Source organism: Candidatus Nanogingivalaceae bacterium, from assembly GCA_015257795.3.
Lineage (GTDB): Bacteria > Patescibacteriota > Saccharimonadia > Saccharimonadales > Saccharimonadaceae > Nanogingivalis.
The window spans coordinates 230,984-248,632 of the sequence record CP072208.2; the positions used below are offsets into that span (position 1 = coordinate 230,984).

15 protein-coding genes are annotated in these 17,649 nt (G+C 37.4%); 2 read left to right on the forward strand and 13 right to left on the reverse strand.

Annotation, left to right across the window (positions count from 1 at the left end):
* Positions 1-44 precede the first annotated feature (44 nt).
* The 7 genes from HXK94_001250 to HXK94_001280 form a co-directional block, all read right to left on the reverse strand.
* The gene (locus HXK94_001250; GenBank protein QTI96514.1) at positions 45-929 is read right to left on the reverse strand and encodes a GNAT family N-acetyltransferase; all 885 of its coding nucleotides are present in this window, start codon (positions 927-929) and stop codon (positions 45-47) included.
* Positions 930-1,267: 338 nt separating this feature from the next.
* Positions 1,268-1,942 carry a hypothetical protein gene (locus HXK94_001255; protein QTI96515.1) on the reverse strand — a complete coding sequence of 225 codons (675 nt, stop codon included), beginning with the start codon at positions 1,940-1,942 and terminating at the stop codon, positions 1,268-1,270.
* Positions 1,943-2,007: 65 nt separating this feature from the next.
* Positions 2,008-2,790: a TatD family hydrolase gene (locus HXK94_001260; GenBank protein QTI96516.1), complete on the reverse strand. Its 783-nt coding sequence runs from the start codon at positions 2,788-2,790 to the stop codon at positions 2,008-2,010.
* A 50-nt stretch (positions 2,791-2,840) separates the two neighbouring features.
* Positions 2,841-4,364, reverse strand: coding sequence for a methionine--tRNA ligase (metG, locus tag HXK94_001265; GenBank protein ID QTI96517.1), 1,524 nt, complete (start codon positions 4,362-4,364; stop codon positions 2,841-2,843).
* Positions 4,365-4,425: 61 nt separating this feature from the next.
* On the reverse strand, positions 4,426-5,202 hold the full coding sequence (gene rsmA, locus HXK94_001270; GenBank protein QTI96518.1) for a 16S rRNA (adenine(1518)-N(6)/adenine(1519)-N(6))-dimethyltransferase RsmA: 777 nt from the start codon (positions 5,200-5,202) through the stop codon (positions 4,426-4,428).
* A gap of 92 nt (positions 5,203-5,294) precedes the next feature.
* Positions 5,295-6,485 carry a G5 domain-containing protein gene (locus tag HXK94_001275; protein ID QTI96519.1) on the reverse strand — a complete coding sequence of 397 codons (1,191 nt, stop codon included), beginning with the start codon at positions 6,483-6,485 and terminating at the stop codon, positions 5,295-5,297.
* Positions 6,486-6,529: 44 nt separating this feature from the next.
* A complete protein-coding gene (locus HXK94_001280; protein QTI96520.1) occupies positions 6,530-8,677 on the reverse strand; it encodes a UvrD-helicase domain-containing protein in 2,148 nt (715 codons plus the stop codon).
* A gap of 67 nt (positions 8,678-8,744) precedes the next feature.
* Between HXK94_001280 and HXK94_001285 the strand changes: the two genes are divergently transcribed.
* The gene (locus HXK94_001285) at positions 8,745-9,233 is read left to right on the forward strand and encodes a hypothetical protein (protein QTI96521.1); all 489 of its coding nucleotides are present in this window, start codon (positions 8,745-8,747) and stop codon (positions 9,231-9,233) included.
* A 146-nt stretch (positions 9,234-9,379) separates the two neighbouring features.
* Positions 9,380-9,862, forward strand: a complete 483-nt coding sequence (locus HXK94_001290) for a type II secretion system GspH family protein (protein QTI96522.1) — start codon at positions 9,380-9,382, stop codon at positions 9,860-9,862.
* A 67-nt stretch (positions 9,863-9,929) separates the two neighbouring features.
* On the opposite strand, the gene HXK94_001295 is transcribed toward HXK94_001290, so the two are convergent.
* From HXK94_001295 to HXK94_001320, 6 genes are all read right to left on the reverse strand, one after another.
* Entirely contained in the window at positions 9,930-10,562 is a 633-nt protein-coding gene (locus HXK94_001295; protein QTI96523.1) for a DUF421 domain-containing protein, read from the reverse strand.
* A 36-nt stretch (positions 10,563-10,598) separates the two neighbouring features.
* The gene (locus tag HXK94_001300; GenBank protein QTI96524.1) at positions 10,599-11,915 is read right to left on the reverse strand and encodes an RsmD family RNA methyltransferase; all 1,317 of its coding nucleotides are present in this window, start codon (positions 11,913-11,915) and stop codon (positions 10,599-10,601) included.
* Positions 11,916-11,917: 2 nt separating this feature from the next.
* On the reverse strand, positions 11,918-12,658 hold the full coding sequence (locus tag HXK94_001305; protein QTI96525.1) for an rRNA adenine N(6)-methyltransferase family protein: 741 nt from the start codon (positions 12,656-12,658) through the stop codon (positions 11,918-11,920).
* Positions 12,659-13,936, reverse strand: coding sequence for an FtsX-like permease family protein (locus tag HXK94_001310; GenBank protein ID QTI96526.1), 1,278 nt, complete (start codon positions 13,934-13,936; stop codon positions 12,659-12,661).
* On the reverse strand, positions 13,936-14,628 hold the full coding sequence (locus tag HXK94_001315) for an ABC transporter ATP-binding protein (GenBank protein ID QTI96527.1): 693 nt from the start codon (positions 14,626-14,628) through the stop codon (positions 13,936-13,938). The genes HXK94_001310 and HXK94_001315 overlap by 1 nt, the downstream gene beginning before the upstream one ends.
* Positions 14,629-14,690: 62 nt before the next feature.
* On the reverse strand, positions 14,691-17,489 hold the full coding sequence (locus HXK94_001320; protein ID QTI96528.1) for a type IV secretion system DNA-binding domain-containing protein: 2,799 nt from the start codon (positions 17,487-17,489) through the stop codon (positions 14,691-14,693).
* Positions 17,490-17,649 lie beyond the last annotated feature (160 nt).

The window sequence follows — 17,649 nt, forward strand, 5'->3', positions numbered from 1 at the left end:
CTTTCAAAAATCAATAAAAAAGCGAGTATTCAACTCGCTCTGTTTTAATATAATTTTGCAACCACCACATCACAGCAGTGCAAATTATTTTTGAAGTTCTGGTAATAAAAATTAATAATTTTGTTATGAACTTCTGTATAGTAATCTGAATCCTCAGAATTGCCTTTCAGGTTATGCTCAAAAATTTTCAAATGCACCTTTCTGATATAATCGCTGAATTTTTCTGCGCGCTGTTTTTTTGCATTATCGAGGATAGCGTTTATCTCAGCTAAAGTTTTTAGACACGATTGCTTAACTTCACTAAATTCTTCTCCCTGAGAATTAAATGTTTCAATACTTAAGCTTAGATCCTTTTTTTGAAGTTCAAGATCCATCAAGTGGATCGCGCGTTGATCTCGGCAAATTGTTCGGCAAAGATTGAATGCATAAGCTGGAACAATTTCCGCAGCGTTCAAAACCTTTCCGTCTTTTAAAATTTCGCCGTCGTAACCATTCACTACAAATGAGCGCGGTGATTTTGTATTTAAGAATGCATAGGCACCATCAATTTTAGGTTGAGTTTCAGCCCATTCATCAATTTTATGAACCAAGTAGCTAGCGCAACCTTGATTTTGATAATCTTCGAGCGTAAACATTGAACCAATTTCACCAAGATACTGGCGAAAAGAATTCAGTTGCGGTTTCATCATTGAGGCAGAAGCGATAACCTTATCGGTTTTTTCATCAAAAAGTAACGCAACACAAGCTTTTTCCATGATGTCATCCGGTGACATATCTAAGACTGTGTCGTCTTGTTTTGTTAAATTTGAAAGCCACAATGCGACTTCACCCTGTTGATCTAAACCTAGATCATGTAAGAAATAGAACGACCATTCATCGTTTGAAATCTTTTGCATAACATTTAAGATACCTCTATCCTTAATTTTCATTTTTCCACCTCCTGAGTGATTTTTTCTTTCGAAAATCGAATAGATTTTGTAATTATATCATATTTTTAGCTAAAAAGCAAGCAAAAGAATCTAAAATAAAAACCGCCTTTTTGATAAAAGCGATTTTTTAAAAAAATTATTTTGCGGCCAAAGCTGCTGCGATTCGTTCGCGGCGTTTTGCTTCGCGGCGTTTTTCGATTTTTAGTTTTGCACGCAAAGCTCGTTTGCGGTCTGCTCCGTGCCAACTTTTATGTTTAGCCATCTATTTCCTTTCGTTAAAAAATAAAACAATTCTAAATAATTATAGCATACTTGTTCGAGAATTTCAAACTCTCAGACTACTTTCCATAAACAATTCTTGAAACGTTTTGGTAATAGTTTTGAACTGCATGATGAAAGTTTTGAAGTTCGGCGCCTTTTAATTCAAAGTAATGTGGTCCGGCCTCTACTTTTATCACTTGATCTTTTCGAAGTTCGTATCTGGTCGTATTTTGATGAACTTTCCGCTTTCCGTCAATCCACTCTTCGTGATAAATCCAGGAATTGTGATCTAACACAAAGAATTCGCGTCGAGTTCCATGTAAGATTGGCCCAAAAATTTGTGCGCCAACTTTGCTTTCAAGGTCAATTAACGCTCGAGAAATATCTTGTGGATTTTTCTTGAATTGATTGAATAGATATTTATAATAAAGCTGGTTGCTTTCGTGTTTTTTTGCTTTTTTTAGGAAAGATTTTCTAGTATATTTAAAGTGCGTATTTCTAAATTCTTCTTCCGCAATATTTCGAAGATATAAAATTTGTGCACTTTTTGCGAACATCTCATCAAAAATATTAACTTGTTGTGTTCTCTTTCTTTGCGGTAAAGCGGTCTTTTGAATCTGTTTAACGGGTTTTAAAGGCATTTGCTTTGGTAGATCATAGGCAATCTTTATTCTTGGTTTTTCTAAAGCTGGCTCTTTGGGAGCTTCTGAAGGATATGGAATTTGGTATAAGCTTTTGTCAGAATTGTTCATTTTTTGCCTCTAAATATATTTAGATTGTAGCATATTTTTATACATTTGTCAATAAGGTGACAATGTTAGATATTGAATAACTCTTCAGTGTTTTTAGACGTAATTTTGGCGATTTCTTCGATTGAAATTTGTCGTTTTTCTGCTAAATCTTCAACCACTAATTTTGAAAATGCAGGTTGATTCGGCTTTCCGCGTTTGCCTTTTGGCGCTAAGAACGGCGAATCTGTTTCAATCAAAGTTTTCGAAAGTGGAATATTGGCAAACATTTCTAGCTCTTCGGGCTTTTTTACAAAAGTAGAGATACCATTCACACCAACGAATAAATCTCGTTTTAGAGCTTCATTCAAATTCTCTTTCGAATCTGTAAAAGAATGTAAAACGCCACGAATTTTACCATTTTTCGAAACTTCGTCGAAAATTGGCCAAAAATCTTCAAAAGCTTCACGAACATGAAAACTCACTGGTAAATTTAATTTTTGCGCAAGTTCAAGCTGTGCTTTTAAAAGCGTTTTTTGTGCTTCACGATTTGAATTTTCATAAAAATAATCAAGCCCAATTTCACCAATTGCTACAACTTTTGGTTTTTTCGAAAGCTGTTCAAGCTCTGCAATTAACTCTTTTGGATTATATTTTTCTGCTTCATGCGGATGAACGCCAATTGCTGAGAAGAGCTTAATCTCGCCAGAGTTCTCAGTTGAAAAATCGACTGCAAGTTTTGAGTTTTCAAGATTTTCGCCGATACAGATTGCTTTCGAAATTTTAGCGTTTTGCATATTTTCAAAAACTTCACTTTGTGGAATTGGAAAATCCTTATCATGAATATGACAATGTGAATCAATAATTTTCATTTTATCCTTTCGAAAAGTTGAAACCTCAGCGTTGAGCCGAGGTTCTTTGGTTATTTTTTAGGTTGCTGCTTATTTTGCGCTGCTGCAATTTTTGCGGCACGTGGATCTTCAGTTTTAAGATAAATTTTTGGGAAAAGTAGTCCAATCTCTTCATCGCGAATTACACCACTACCAAAAATTGTTTGGAGTTTTTCGGCTGTGTCGGGCATGAAGGGTTTAAGCATTTCACCAATCTGAAGAAGTCCTGAAACTGAGTGCGCAAGAACTTCTGCTAAGTGATTTTCTTCATCCTTGTCTTCTTTTGCTTTTTTAGCAATTTCCCAAGGTTTTACGCCTTCAATATATTGATTATGCGCGCGAACCAATCCCCAAGCTTCATCGATAGCTTTGTTGAATTCCAGACCTTTCATATAGTTGTTGTAGGTGTGGCGGTCGTGTTCATCGCGAGGAATTTCACCGATCACGCCAGACTGATACCGTTTAACCATGTTTGCTACGCGTGAGGCTAAGTTTCCCAAATCGTTACCCAGTTCGTTATTGTAGGCATTTTCGAATTTCTCCCAAGTGAAATCACCATCATCTTGAGTTGCAATGTGGCGCGAGAAATAATATCGAAAAGCATCTAGTCCATAGTTATCGATAATTTCATTCGGATCAACCACGTTTCCGATAGATTTACTCATTTTTATACCATTGCTTGAAATATGACCGTGAACTAATAGAGTTTTAGGTAGAGGTAACCCAAGGCCGAGTAGCATTGCTGGCCAAATTCCAGCATGAAAACGCAAAATATCTTTACCAATGACTTGCACGTTTGCAGGCCAGAAATCTTCCCATTCAGGAATGTCAGGATAGCCAATAACAGTTAGGTAGTTTGCTAAGGCGTCAATCCAGACATACATAATTTGTTCTGGATCGCCAGGAACTGGAATTCCCCAAGTTAGATTCTTTTTTGGTCGTGAAATTGAAACATCTTCGAGTCCACCTTTTAGAAAGTTTAAAAATTCTTTCTTGCGATATTCTGGAACGATTTTCATTCGATCTGATTCAATCGCTTCGATAATTTTTGGAGTAAATTCTGAAATTCGCAAATAATAGTTTTCTTCCGAAAGTCTTTCGAAAGGCTTTTGGTGATTTGGACAAACTCCATGTGATTCGGCTACTTCTTTCTCGGTGTAAAAACTTTCACAACCTGTACAATACCAGCCTTCGTAAGTATTTTTATAGATATAAGGCTGAAGTTTCATCCAGATATATTGTGAAGCCCCAACGTGATGTGAATCTGTTGTTCGGATAAAATCCGTGTAAGTTGTTTTCATTTTGTCCATTAAATTTTTGAAATTTTGAACAGTTCCGTCAACATATTCTTGCGGAGTTAAGCCGTTTTCGGCTGCTTTTTCAGCAATTTTATTTCCATGCTCGTCTGTCCCAACTTGAAAACGAACTTCATTTCCCTGTTGTCGTTGATATCTTGACCAAATGTCGGCAATTAAATAATCGAGCGCATTACCAATATGTGGCGCGCCATTTGCGTAAGGAATTGCGGTTGTGATATAGAGTTTTTTCTTTGTCATACTGCTTATAATTATATCATATAATAGCAGCGAACACAAAAAAGATTGAGCTAGAAAAGACTTATCGGTTGAAAAATAATTTCGAAATTTTTAGCCAATCATTAATTTTTAAATCTTGTGCGCGTAGATCTGGCGAAATTTCACAAGCTTCTAAAATTTCAGCAGATTTTTCTTTCGAAATTGCAAGATTAGCGCTCAAGCTTTTCGAAATTTTTTTACGTTTTGCTGCAAAACCAGCTTTAACAATTCGAAAGAATTCTTTTTCAGAAACTTGACAGTTGTTTTCGAGGTTAAATTTTTCAATTAGATTTTGTTCCCTAGCCTTTAAAATAACCACTTGAGAATCAACTTTTGGCGGTGGTGTAAAAAACTCTCGTTCAACAATTTGGCCAAGCTCGGCATTTGCATAAATCTGTGAGGCGATCGCTAAAATACTTAAATCTCCAGGTTTTGCGCAAATTCGCTCAGCTACTTCTTTTTGGACTAAAAGCGCAGCAACACTTGGTTTATTATCGCTTGTAAGTAGTTTTTCGATAATTTTTGAAGTGATGTAATATGGCACGTTTGCGGCAACTTTATATTTTTTCGGTAGTTTTGAAAGATCAAAATCTAAAAAATCCGCATTTTGAACGGTAAGATTCTTGCCTGGAAATTGTGCTGGTAGTTTTTTTGCCAAGTTTTCATCAAACTCGATTGAAAGAACCTCACCCGTATCGCCAGCATACCTTAAGAGCGAAGATGTTAGTGTTCCAAGGCCTGGGCCAATTTCAAGCACGAAATCGCCGTTTTTAATTTCGGCTTCTTCAGCGATTCCATCCAAAATAAATCTATCGCGCAACCAATGTTGCCCGAGGGATTTATTATTTTTTAAATTTGAATTTTCTCTTTTTTTGGATTTTTTTTGACTAGATTTCTGATTAAAGCTAAGCTTTACCACGAATGACTCGCTTTCCAGTGTGCATATGCTGCTGCCCATGAGCCGTAACGGCTTGTTGCGTAAATTGATGCTGAACGGAGCTGACAAATGGGGTCGCTTAAAGTTGAGCCTGAGCAACCATGTCTGTTTAAGTTAGAAATAGAGGTTTGGTATAGACCGTAATATTGTCCATTTCGAGCAGTTGGTCGCCAAGTTGATTCTTTAGTGATAATATAGTCAACATATCCGTAATCGCTAGCAGAAATTCCAGCCGCGCTCATCCAATCTGTGTGTGATCCGGCAGGGAGGCTAGTTTTTGTTCCAACAATCACCACTTGTTTTTTAGCAGCCTTAATTTCAGTTTCATTGATTTTTTTGCGTGAGATTTCTTTACCATTCTGCATTTCAACTTCATAAGTTACGCTCTTGGTGCCTTTTTCGCCAGCTTCTTTGATTTCTTTATAGCCAGAATCTTTATTAGCGTCTTGAATTGTTTCAGTTTGGAAATCTGTTGGTTCTTCAACGGTCAAAGTTTGCTTACCGTTTCGCCAAATTCGAAAATTCAATCCATTCGCAATTTGAGTTTTTAGGTCAATCGAAATACCATCGTCTTTTCCAAGAACGATTTTCTTTTCTTTCAAGAAATCCTCAACAGTTTTGGCTTGCGTTCGAAAACTTTCGGTTTTTCCAAATAAGTCGACAGAAATTTCTTTAGCACGAGTAATTTTTAATGTATTTATTGAGCCATCTTCAAGAATGTTTCCTGATTCCTCAAAAGCAAGCTTATCTTCATTATGAACGTTTAAGTCAGCTTTTTCGGCGATTTGGCGAGGGGTTTGCGCTGCGGTTAGAATTTTTGTTTTTAGCTCGCCGTCTTCAATGACTACCGGTTTTGCGCGGTAAATATTAATGCTGTATTCAGCGCCGGTTAATTCTTCATCAAGCCCCGGCTCGACACTGTCTTCTTTTGAGAAATTAATTTTTTGTGCTTTAAGCGCTTCTCGAACAGTTTTTGCATTAGTTTTGAATGAAGTTTTTTGGCCACTTTCAAAAACAGTTAAAATTTTGTTTCCCTGACCTGTAGCTTTTGCAGAATTTTTACCCGCAACTGCAAAAATATTTAATAGAAGCAAAAATCCAAGCGAAGCAAACCCCGCAATTAGAAGTTGTTTTTTATAAAAATAAATAGGTTGTAAAACTCGCATTATTAATAGCAATTATAGCAAATAAAATTCGAAAGGTCAAATTTTTAGAGCTTTTCGAGGCGGGCAAATTCAGCGTTTAGTTTTCGAATTTTGCCGTTGCCAAACTCAATTTCAACCGCCAATCCATCGATATCTTTAACGATACCGGCACCAAAAGCGGGGCTTTTCACACGATCGCCAATTTGCAAGCCGCATTCATCAGAATAAAAATCATCAAATTCCTCAAAACTAACCTCTTGGCTATAATCTTCTTCTTCTTTCGAAAAATCATTCCAGCCGCCAAAATTCTTTTTTGGTAGCTCTAGCTCGGCATCAGTAATAAAACGGCTCGGACTAGAATAATTTCGTTGACCAAAAACAGCTCGCGATTCAGCATAGCTCAAAATTAACTCTTCTCGTGCGCGCGTCATTCCCACATAGCAAAGTCGGCGTTCTTCTTCTAAATCATCTTCACCAGTGTCAAAAACTCGGCTGTGCGGAAAAATCCCTTCTTCCATTCCCGCCAAAAATACCACCGGGAACTCCAAACCTTTTGCGGCGTGCAAAGTCATTAAATTCACTTCATCGCCACTTTTTGCATCAGCTGAACTCATCAGTGCGGCATCTTCCAAAAAGCTTGCCAAATCTGCGTAATTTTTTGCTTCACTTACTAAGGTTGAAAGATATTCACTTCGTTCAGTTGCTTCGTTTTCAGTTAATTTTTCATTTTTACCGTAATTTGTTCGTTCTAAAATTCTCTCAATAATTTCGCTCGGGTTTGATGAATTTTCGCTTAAAATTTGGCATTCGCGAAAAATCTCGCCCAGATTTACTAATGAATTTCGTGCGCGTGAAGTTAAGGTTGAAAGTTCTCCAGCTTGAAGTAAGCTCGAAATCAAATCCAAACTATTCGAACTTTGCCAGTTCAAGAATTTCGAAAGGCTCACTGCACCCAAACCGCGCGCTGGCACATTCACAATTCGCTCAAAAGCCACGCGGTCGAGTGGATTATAAATCACTCGCAAATAAGCCAAAATATCTTTAATTTCTTTGCGGTCATAAAAGCGTGTTCCACCAAAAATTTTATACGGAATTTGATACCGAATCATTGCTTTTTCAAAGTTATAGCTTTGCGCGTTTGTGCGATAAAGAATTGCGAAATCGCTAAATTTTCGTGCACCAACAGTTTTAAAACTGAAAATCTGGCCTGCAATTTTCGCCGCTTCTTCGCTTTCATCGCGCGCACTTTGCACTAAAACGGGTTCGCCTTTACCGAGTTCGGTAAAGAGTTTTTTATCGGTTCGGTTGTGGTTTTTCGAAATCACGTTGTGTGCGGCGTTCAAAATATTCTCAGTTGAACGATAATTTTGCTCCAGTTTTATTACTTTTGCACCCTTGTAATCTCTTTCGAAATTCAAAATATTCGTAAAATCTGCACCACGCCAAGAATAAATGCTCTGCCAGTCATCACCAACCACGCAAATATTTCGCTCGGCGTTCACGATCATTTTTATAATCGCATATTGTGCCGCGTTCGTATCCTGATACTCGTCAATCAAAATATGATTAAATTTATTTTGCCAAAATTCGCGAATTTCTTTATTTTGCTGAAGTAATTTTACTGTTTCGAAAAGCAAATCATCAAAATCTAGCGCATTCGCTTTGTTTCGTTCTTTTTCGTAGCGCAAAAAAATCTCAGAAACTTTTTGCTCAAAACCCCAGTTTGCGCCGTTTGCAAATTCTTCTGCCGTTAAAAGCTGATTTTTTGCATTCGAAATTGCGCTTGAAACACTTTGCGGTTTCAAACTTTTTTCGTCAATTTGTAATTCTTTCATGATTTTTTTAATCAAGCTTCGTCGGTCGTCCTCATCATAAATCACAAAATTTGGCGCCACGCCAATCGCTTCACCTTTAAGTCGCAAAATCTTCACGCAAATTCCGTGAAAAGTTCCCATCCAAGGCATAAAAAATCGGTCGTTCGCGTCGCGGTTAAGCAAATCCGCCAAACGTTCACGCATTTCTCGCGCGGCTTTGTTGGTGAAAGTCACCGCTAAAATCGTTTCGCTCGCTACGCCGTGCGCAATTAAATTCGCAATTCGGTGCGTTAAAGTTTTGGTTTTACCGCTTCCCGCGCCCGCCAAAATTAGCATTGGCCCACTTAAAGTTTCCACCGCCTCTTTTTGATTTTTATTTAAGCCTTTCGTAATATCCATACTTTCGATTATAGCATAACTTATTTAGATATTTCCATTTTTTTCGAAAGTGTGCTAAAATATTTTTATGGAAAATCACGCTTATTCTGATAAAAATCTTGAAGAATTCTTGCAAAAACATTTTGGTGTTAGCTTTGGGATTGAAGAAGTTATTTCGCGCAATCTTCCGGTTGGTTATTCGGCCGAGGCTACCATTTTTAAAAGCAAAAAAGGTCGCGTCTATGCGTTTATTTCAGTTGAAGCGCGTGCAACTTTGGGTGATATTCAATATATTCTTTCGAAAATGAACTTAAAACCAGCCTATTTCTTTCCACCAAGTGGTTTCGAAAACTATTTTTTTGAGCGTGCAAAAGTTCAATTTTTAGAGGTTTTTCCCGGTCGGCACGACGTTAAAGATTCTGAGCTTCGTTATTACAAAAAACGCGTTTCTTATAACCCCGCTCTTGTTGAAATTGCTGAAATCCGCGATGGCGAGATTCGTTGTTTTAATTCCGATTCAATCGGTTCTTGGCGCACAGCGCAACGATATTCGTATAAAAAAATTTTAATGCAATAATTTTTTAGATATAAACCACCAAATTCTTAAAAAATTCTTAAAAAAGCCTTGCAAAATGATTGTGCTTGTGCTTTAATGGTTGCATACGGACAGACCGTAAATAAAAATACTAATAATAATTGTTCATTAGAAAGGTGGAATTTCATATGAACCTAATCAACAAAAACAATAAAAAAGGTTTCACAATCATCGAAGTTGTGCTTGTGCTTGCCATTGCAGGTCTTATCTTCTTGATGGTGTTCTTGGCATTGCCAGCATTGCAACGATCACAACGTGATACACAACGAAAGAACGACGCTTCACGCTTGCGCGCAGCCGTAACAGACTATAGCTCAAACAACCGAGGAGCATTGCCTTGGACTGCTGCAGGAGATATCGCAGATGATTCAGCATTCCTAAAAAACTATGTTTTGAAAGGATCGAGCTTCAATGACCCTTCAACAAATGCTCAATACAAGGTTAAAGCAAAGGATACTAATAATACAGCATCAATGAGTGACACTGCTATTGGAACTATGTATGTAGCTGCAAAGGCTGCTTGTGATAGTGACGGTGCTATAAAAGCTGGTAACTCAATCGTTGTATCAGTTAAAACTGAAAGCGGTGTTGCTAACTGCGTAGAAGGATAATCAAATCTTTCTAAACCAATCAATAAAAATAACTCTCGTGATGAGAGTTATTTTTTTAGTTTCGTTTTTATTTATAGGTAGTTAGCTTTAGTTTTTTATCTACATATTCACCTAGGAATACATCGCTATACTTGTCTACTCCTTGTTTTTTAAGCTCAGCAAGAAGCCATTTTTCATCTTTTCCGATCAATTTAAGAATATCATTTTGTAGTTGACCATCTGTAATGATAGGAAATTTTGGATTTTCTTCACCAGAGTGAATTATAATTAGCTGTCCATCTTGTTCAACAATAGCTCTTTTTATTCCGTCTGACGAAAAAATACCGTTAGTTCGTAATTTAAAAGCCACATCGTGAGCAGATAAACCTGCTTTTTTGCAGTTTTCGATGTTTATCTTACCTTCATTAATAATGGTTAAGGCTTTGCCATCTATTAGTTGTTTGGCGGTTACATTATTTTTCTTTATCCATTTTAGAGATAGTACAAGGGCGCACCAAATACATAAAATAGCAACAAATTCGAGAATCGTGATGTTATTATTATAGATTACTCCTCCGATTATTCCACCGAGAACATAATTTATAATCTGGTCGCTAGCCGATGATGGCGCTAGGTTGCCTTTTCCTGTTATATTTATAATTAGCGTCAATGCTAGAAAGCCAATTATTAGTTTAATGGTTAATAGTAAAAACAAGTCCATTTTTTTCCTCTCTTTATTAGCTGTAGGTCTATTATATTATTTTTTGAGCTTTAATACGATCAGGTTTTCAATGTGCGGTGTTCGTGGAAAAAAGTTATATCCACGCGCATAAGTTATCTCGTATTTTTTGCTCAAAATTGCCACGTCACGCGCTTGTGTGGTTGGGTTGCAACTTAGGTAAATTACTTTTTCTGGCTCAATTTCGAGAATTTTCTCACAAACTTCGCGATTCATTCCGGCTCTTGGTGGGTCAACAATTAGGTTTGAACCTTTTTTGATAAACTCCAGCGCTTTTTCGCTTGGCGCCAAGATAGCTTTTGCGGTTTCTTCCCTATTTAGCTTTTTGATATTTTTTTGCATTTCATCCACTGCAAATTCATTGATTTCCACTAGGGTTAAATCGCCCGCGCCAATCGTAAGTCCAATTGAACCCACACCAGAATATAAGTCAACCGTTGGCTTTGATGTGTCGATGAATTTTTGCATATCGCGCAAAGCTTGCTCATAAACCGGCAAATTGATTTGGAAAAAGCTTTCCGTTGCATAATTAAAGTCAATTCCTAGCACAGAATCTTGTAGTTTTTGATCTGTTGAGTTTTGAAGTCTTTCGGTAATCACGCTAGCTGGCGACTTTGGATTCGAAAAGATAATTTCGAAGTTTTTAAAGTTGAGTTTCGAAAGTTCTTGCTCGCTGAAAATTGTAAAGTTTTCATCTTTTACATAAAGCTGGGCTGAAATTTCACCCCTTTGACTGGCGCGAATTAACAAAGTTTTTAAATCTCGGCTTGGTGTTTTTCTTGTGCGTAAAATTTCAAGCACTTTTTGGCCAGCTTGATTGATTTCTGGCGTCGCCAAACTCGTGCCTTTTACTGGGATTTTTCCCTTTCCACCCCGTCTAAAAAACGCCAAATTTAATTCGCCGTCATTTTCATCTTGTTCAGATTTTTCCCACCAAAATGAAAATTCTACCTTGTTGCGGTATTTAAAAATTTTTCCGTCAGAATAAAATTCTTCTTGATTTTTTAATTCAATTTTTTCTTGGCGGAAGCTTTCAAGGATTAGCTCTTGCTTGGTTTTTTGCTCAAAATCAAAATTAAAAATCTGCCACGGACTGGTTGAAAGAAAACTTTCGCTATCTTTTGGTTCAATTCTTTCGGCCGATTTTTCGAAAATTTCAACCGCAAAACCTTCGGCAAAACTTGATTTATTTTTGGTGATTTGAATTTTGGCGGTCTCACCCGGCAAAACACCCCACGCAAAAATTTTTTTGCCCGATTCGAGCGTTCCCAAGGCTTGTCCGCCAGGGGTAATTTTATCAAACTTAACTGTTTCAAACTTAATTTTTCGTGCCATAATTACTCCATTCTATCAAAATTTTTATTAAATTGCCAGATTTCAATCCAATCTTCACCCTTTAATTCGCTTGGTTTTTTGGTTTTAAATTTCAAGCTACAATGTTTTTTGTAAAATTCTGGAGTGGCGAACATTTTGTCAATAAAATCGTTAAAAATTGGCTGTTCTTCTTTCGAAATTAGCGGAGTTTCTCGCCGTTTCATCTCAAAAAATACAGTTTCAACGGCTGGGGGTGGCGTGAAGTCAGTCTTACGGAGTGGTTTCTTTATTTTATTTTCGAAAAAAGGAAAAGTTTTTGCGCCTAAGGCTGAAGTGAAATTTTGTTCACCGGCTATTAGCTTACGCGCGAATTGTTTTTGTAGAATTAAATAAATACTTTTGGGTGAATTTTGGGCATTTACGAGTTTTTGAATGATAGGCGAGCTTAAATGAAACGGAATATTCGCACAAACTTTATAGTTTTGAGGCGATTTTGAGAGGTTGAAGTGTAAGAAGTCTGCACGCAAAACCTCAACATTTTCAAGGTTTTTGGTGTTATTTTTTAATTTTTTGAAAGTTTCACTATCAAACTCAATTGCTAAAACTTGCGCAGATTTCTTACTGAGAGCAAAAGTAAAAACACCGCTTCCAGCGCCAATATCTAGCGTAAAATCGCGTTTTCGAATATTGCTATGCCCAACGAGCATTAGCGCGATTCGTGGCGAACGCAAGAAATTTTGTGAAATGCGGTGTTTTCTAGCCATTTATTCGTATCTCAAAGCTTCAATCGGGTCTTTTTTACTTGCACTTCGTGATGGTAAAGCACCAGCCAAAAAGGCCACAATGGCGATAGCTATAGTTATAATTGTATTATTTTGCAGTGTGAATTTAGTTAACATAAATCCGTCCATTCCCTTTAAGAAACTTTCTGTTGCGACATGGTTAAGGGCGTTTCCTGCGCCTTGGGCGAGTAGAATTCCTAAAATCGAACCAAGGACGCCAATTAAAATTGCTTCAATGCTAAACAATTGAAAGATTTTTCCGTTTGAGAGCCCCATTGCTTTCATTAAGCCGATTTCACGAGTTCGCTCACGCACGCTCATATAAAGCGTGTTGATAATTCCAAAACTAGCTGCAAGAAGGGCAATTGCACCAAATACAATCAATGAACCAGTAATCCCATTGACTACGTTCATAATTGTTTCGACTTGATCTTTAGCTGTGCTTGCTGAATAGCCTGCTTTTTCAGCATCTTTTTTAATTTGGTCTAGTTTTTCTTTAGAAACTTCACCGTTAACTTGTGCTAAAACTACAAAACTACTATCTTTAACTTCTTTTGGTGTGCTTTTAGATTGAAATGCGTAAAAATCATCATAGCTTGGGCGACTAACCGTAACCATTGCAGATTGAATCAAGCTTTTAGCTGTTACACCCGTAATTTTTTGAGTAAAGATTTTTTTCTCGCCTGTTAAAGTGTCCGCGATTTGAATGTTAAGTTCTTTACCGATTGCGCTTTGAGCGTCTTTAAAGCCCATAGGCTCAAGGTAATCTTGCGAAATCGTAATCTCGCCACGATTTACTGCTTTTTTACCCGCTAAGAAATCAAAGTTATACTTTTGGCCGTCCGCTTCAACGATAACTGTTGTGATTGTGAGTTTTTTGCCATCTTTATATTGAACGTAGTCAGGAGTTATAAAGTCATATAAAGCTGCTTTTTTAACGTTAGGAATTTTGTTGATTTTCTCGACATCTTTTAAATTTAAAGTTGCTTGCGAAAATCTTGGATTAACTTGTTTGCTTCCATCTTTATATTCTTTTGGGCCAAAGGTAGTAGCTTCTTGTTTTGGATTAAAATAAAGTATTGAATCTTCACTAAAAACCGAAAGCTGGCGTTGAATATAATCGTTTACACCCATATTTACCGCAGAAGTTAATGCAATTGTAAATGAACCGATACAAACGGCAATAATCGTTAAAAAGGTGCGACCCTTATTCCGCCACAAATTTGAAGCTGAAGTTCCAATCATATCTAAAAATTTCATTAGTTTTCTCCTTTCGAAATAATTTGACCATCTTGAATTCGAATTTGGCGATCGCATTTTTGCGCTAAAGCTTCATCGTGTGTAACAATCACTAAAGTAATTCCCTTTTCTCTGTTTAAGCCAAAAAGTAAATCTTCAACTTTTGCGCTTGTTTTTGAATCGAGGTTTCCGGTTGGCTCATCTGCAAAAATAATTTTTGGCGAGTTCACGATTGCTCGCGCCACGCAAACGCGTTGTTTTTGCCCACCAGAAAGATTCGAAGCTTTATTTTTAGCTTTGTCGGTTAACTCAACTGCTTCGAGAGCCTTTAACGCGATTTCTTTGCGCTTTCTTGAGCTAATTCCGGCAATTTTTAGTGGCAAAATTACATTTTGTAAAACTGTATCCTTTGGATTCATAAAGAATTGTTGAAAAACAAAGCCAAAAGTTTGGTTTCGAAGTTTGTTTAAATTGCGTTTTTTCATTTTAGCGATATTTTGTCCATCAATAAAAACTTCGCCTTCATTCGGTTTATCGAGTGCTGCTAAAAGGTGCATTAAAGTTGATTTTCCACTACCGGATTTTCCGATAATTGCTACACTTTCACCTTGATTAATACTGAACGAAACACCATTTAATGCTTTAAAAAATGTGTTTCCATCACGATAAACTTTTACAAGATTTTTAACTTCTATAATCTTTTCTTTATCCATTTCTGTCCTTTCTTCTTGAATACAATTCTATAACAATCGTTTTTCGTTAAATATTTGCAAAATTAGTGCTCAATTTTTAAATTGTTCTCACTTTCTTGTTTGTTGCGTGGTTGTGGCTTAACGCTTTTTGTTCGTGGTTTTCGGCGTCTTTTTGAAGCTTGCGGAATTTCAATTCCTTTTTCTGCAAATGCTTTCGATAAATCTTTCAAGCCTAAACTTGGTTCTTTTTGCTCGGCAGAATTTGGACTGATTTTTTTAGCGTCAATTGGTGCTTGTGAGAAATCAACCTTTGTTGCGCCAAGCATTGGCTGGGCTGGTGCGAAATTTTGTGGATTCGCTGCCGGTTTTCGATTCTGAGGATTTTGTTTTCGAATCCCCTGATTTTTTACTGGCGCAAACACGTTTTCTTCAACTTTTTTCGAAAATTCTACACCGTTGCGTTCAGCCCAGGCTTTTGTCATTAGTTCTTTTGGCGGAACTAAAATATCACGAATTCGTTGTTCGATAACGGCGCGCGGTGTGCTGTAATTTCGGCGAGTGTTTTCGATAATTTTTGCACTCAAATCATTGAAAGGTTTCGGCAAAGTTAAAGTTGTCGCACTAAATGGCGTTGATTTTTCACCATTAATGATCATCGTCATCACGAAGTGGCGGTTATTCAAGCTCATTAAGTCTGAAGCGTCGAACTGTGGTTTAAATTGTTCAGCTAAAATTGGTGCGTCTTCAACTGAAACGCGGAATGAGATAATCGAGCCAACGTTTCCAAAAACCGCATTTTTAACGCTGTCGGTCATTTGTGAAACATATTGGTTAGCAACGGTTAGCGTCAAGCCATATTTTCGAATTTCTGAAAGAATCACCGCGAAAGAATCGGTGGCGAAGTTTTGGAACTCGTCAACGTAAAGATGGAATGGTCGGCGATCTTCAAGCCGTTCAATGTCGGCGCGCGATTGAGCTGCGAGTTGAATTTTTGTCACCAAGAAAGAACCAAGGACCGAGGCGTTGTCTTCACCAATCAAACCTTTCGAAAGATTCACAACCAAGATTTTACCTTCATCCATAATCTCACGAATATTAAAGGTTGATTTTGGCTGACCGATAATATTTCGAATGATAGGGTTGGCCGTGAAAGCTCCGACCTTGTTTAAGATCGGTGCGATAGCTTCGTTTACCTGCTTTTCACCCCATTGACCAAATTCCTTTTTCCAGAATTGTAGCACTGAATCATCTTTACAATAAGTTAGCGTTTCTTTTCGAAAATCACCATCAGTCAACATGCGTGAAATGTCGAGCATTGTTGTTTCTGGTCGATCAAGGAGTGCAAGAAGCGTGAAACGCAAAATATATTCAAGTCGTGGACCCCAAGAGTCACCAAACATACGTTTCAAAACACCGATGACTTCGGAAGAAATGTTTGACTTTCGGCTTGGATCGGTGACTTCGAGCGGGTTGAATCCAAGTGGAAATTCAGTGTCGCTCGGGTTGAAATAAATCACATCTTTTAGGCGATGTTCAGGAATAAAGCGCATATTGTTTTGCGCAAAATCGCCGTGCGGGTCAATAATTGCATAACCTTCACCGTGAAAAATATCTGAAAGCGCCAAAAGTTCAAGCGATCCAGATTTTCCGGTTCCCGTTTGACCAATAATATAAAGGTGGCGCGAACGGTCACGACGAAGCATTCCAAACTGATGATTAATTCCGCGGAAGTTAGTTAAACCGAAAGCTGAAATATTTTCATCATGTGCGCGGTCGCCGTTCAAGATTGGTAGTTTTGAAGGTGGTTCAGCAGTTTTGCTCGAAGCCCAAACAATATTCGGTGTTTCCACGTTAGTGTGTGGTAAGTGCCAAATACTTGCGAGCTCCTGAATGTTTAAAATATAACCATCGTCAAAGAAGATTCGCGACTGAAAATCTCGAATTTTATCTTTATCGAGCGAAGAATTTGAAGATTTAAAACCATTTAGGTTTGTGCTGTTGAACTGTTTGAATGTTCCGGTTAAGGCTTGAATTTGAAGTCTTGCGGTGTTTTCATCTTCACCTAAATAAGCCAAGCGAATTTTAACCTGATAACCAAGTTTTGTGGCTTTTTCTTCGGCTTTCGAAATACGAGTTTTATCACGGTCGGATGGTTCACTTTTAGTGTCACCTGAACCTTCTGGCGGAGTCCAAAGAGCTTCAAATATTTTTAATATATATTCCCAATCTAGCTTAAAGCTTTTCTTTCCGGCTTTAACTTTCTTAACCCATTCATCTGATTTTTTATGCCATTCATCTGCAACCGGTCGCGCCAAAACTTGAATCCAAAGCTGGTCGTTTGTTCCGTCGAGTTTGGCAAGTGTTCCGGTGATTCCAGCTAGCGGGTCAACTTCAAAACCATCAAAAGTTTTGATTGGTAAGGCTTCATTTTCAATCAGATCGATTTCAGTAGAATAAATAACGTGTTTATTCTCAGAATTTGCCGTGTAATCCTCTTTTGCTTCATAAATTTGGACTGTTGGATATTGTGAATAAATCTGCCCTTCAACAAAGCTTTGCAAAGTTCGTGGCATCCAAACATAAAAACGAATTGCACCGTTAACAGATACGATTTCGAAACTTAAATGTTCTTGAACGCCGTTGTTATTTTTTAACTCAGTTGAATCACGCAAAATTCCGTGCAAACTGGCAAGGAGTTGTTCGGCGGCAAGTTCAGATTTATCATTCGTTTTTGGAATTTCAAGCGCCAAAAGAACACTGTCGGTGTTCATGACGTTGAGCTTATCGATTTTTTTGTAATTTTGCCAGGTTAGAAAAGCTAAAATCGCTACGATAGTTAGCCAGACAAAAGGGTTAAATAAGATTGAAAAAAATGCCATCATAGTGTTTAAATAATAGCATAAAACTGTAAAAAAATCAAGATGGCGGTTATGCTTCTTTCTGGTTTTCGAAAAAGAAAATCGCTCAAAATGGCGGCTTGACATATAGCAACTTAAAACAATAATTTCTTTTAGATAATATAGGCAAACTCATCAAAATATT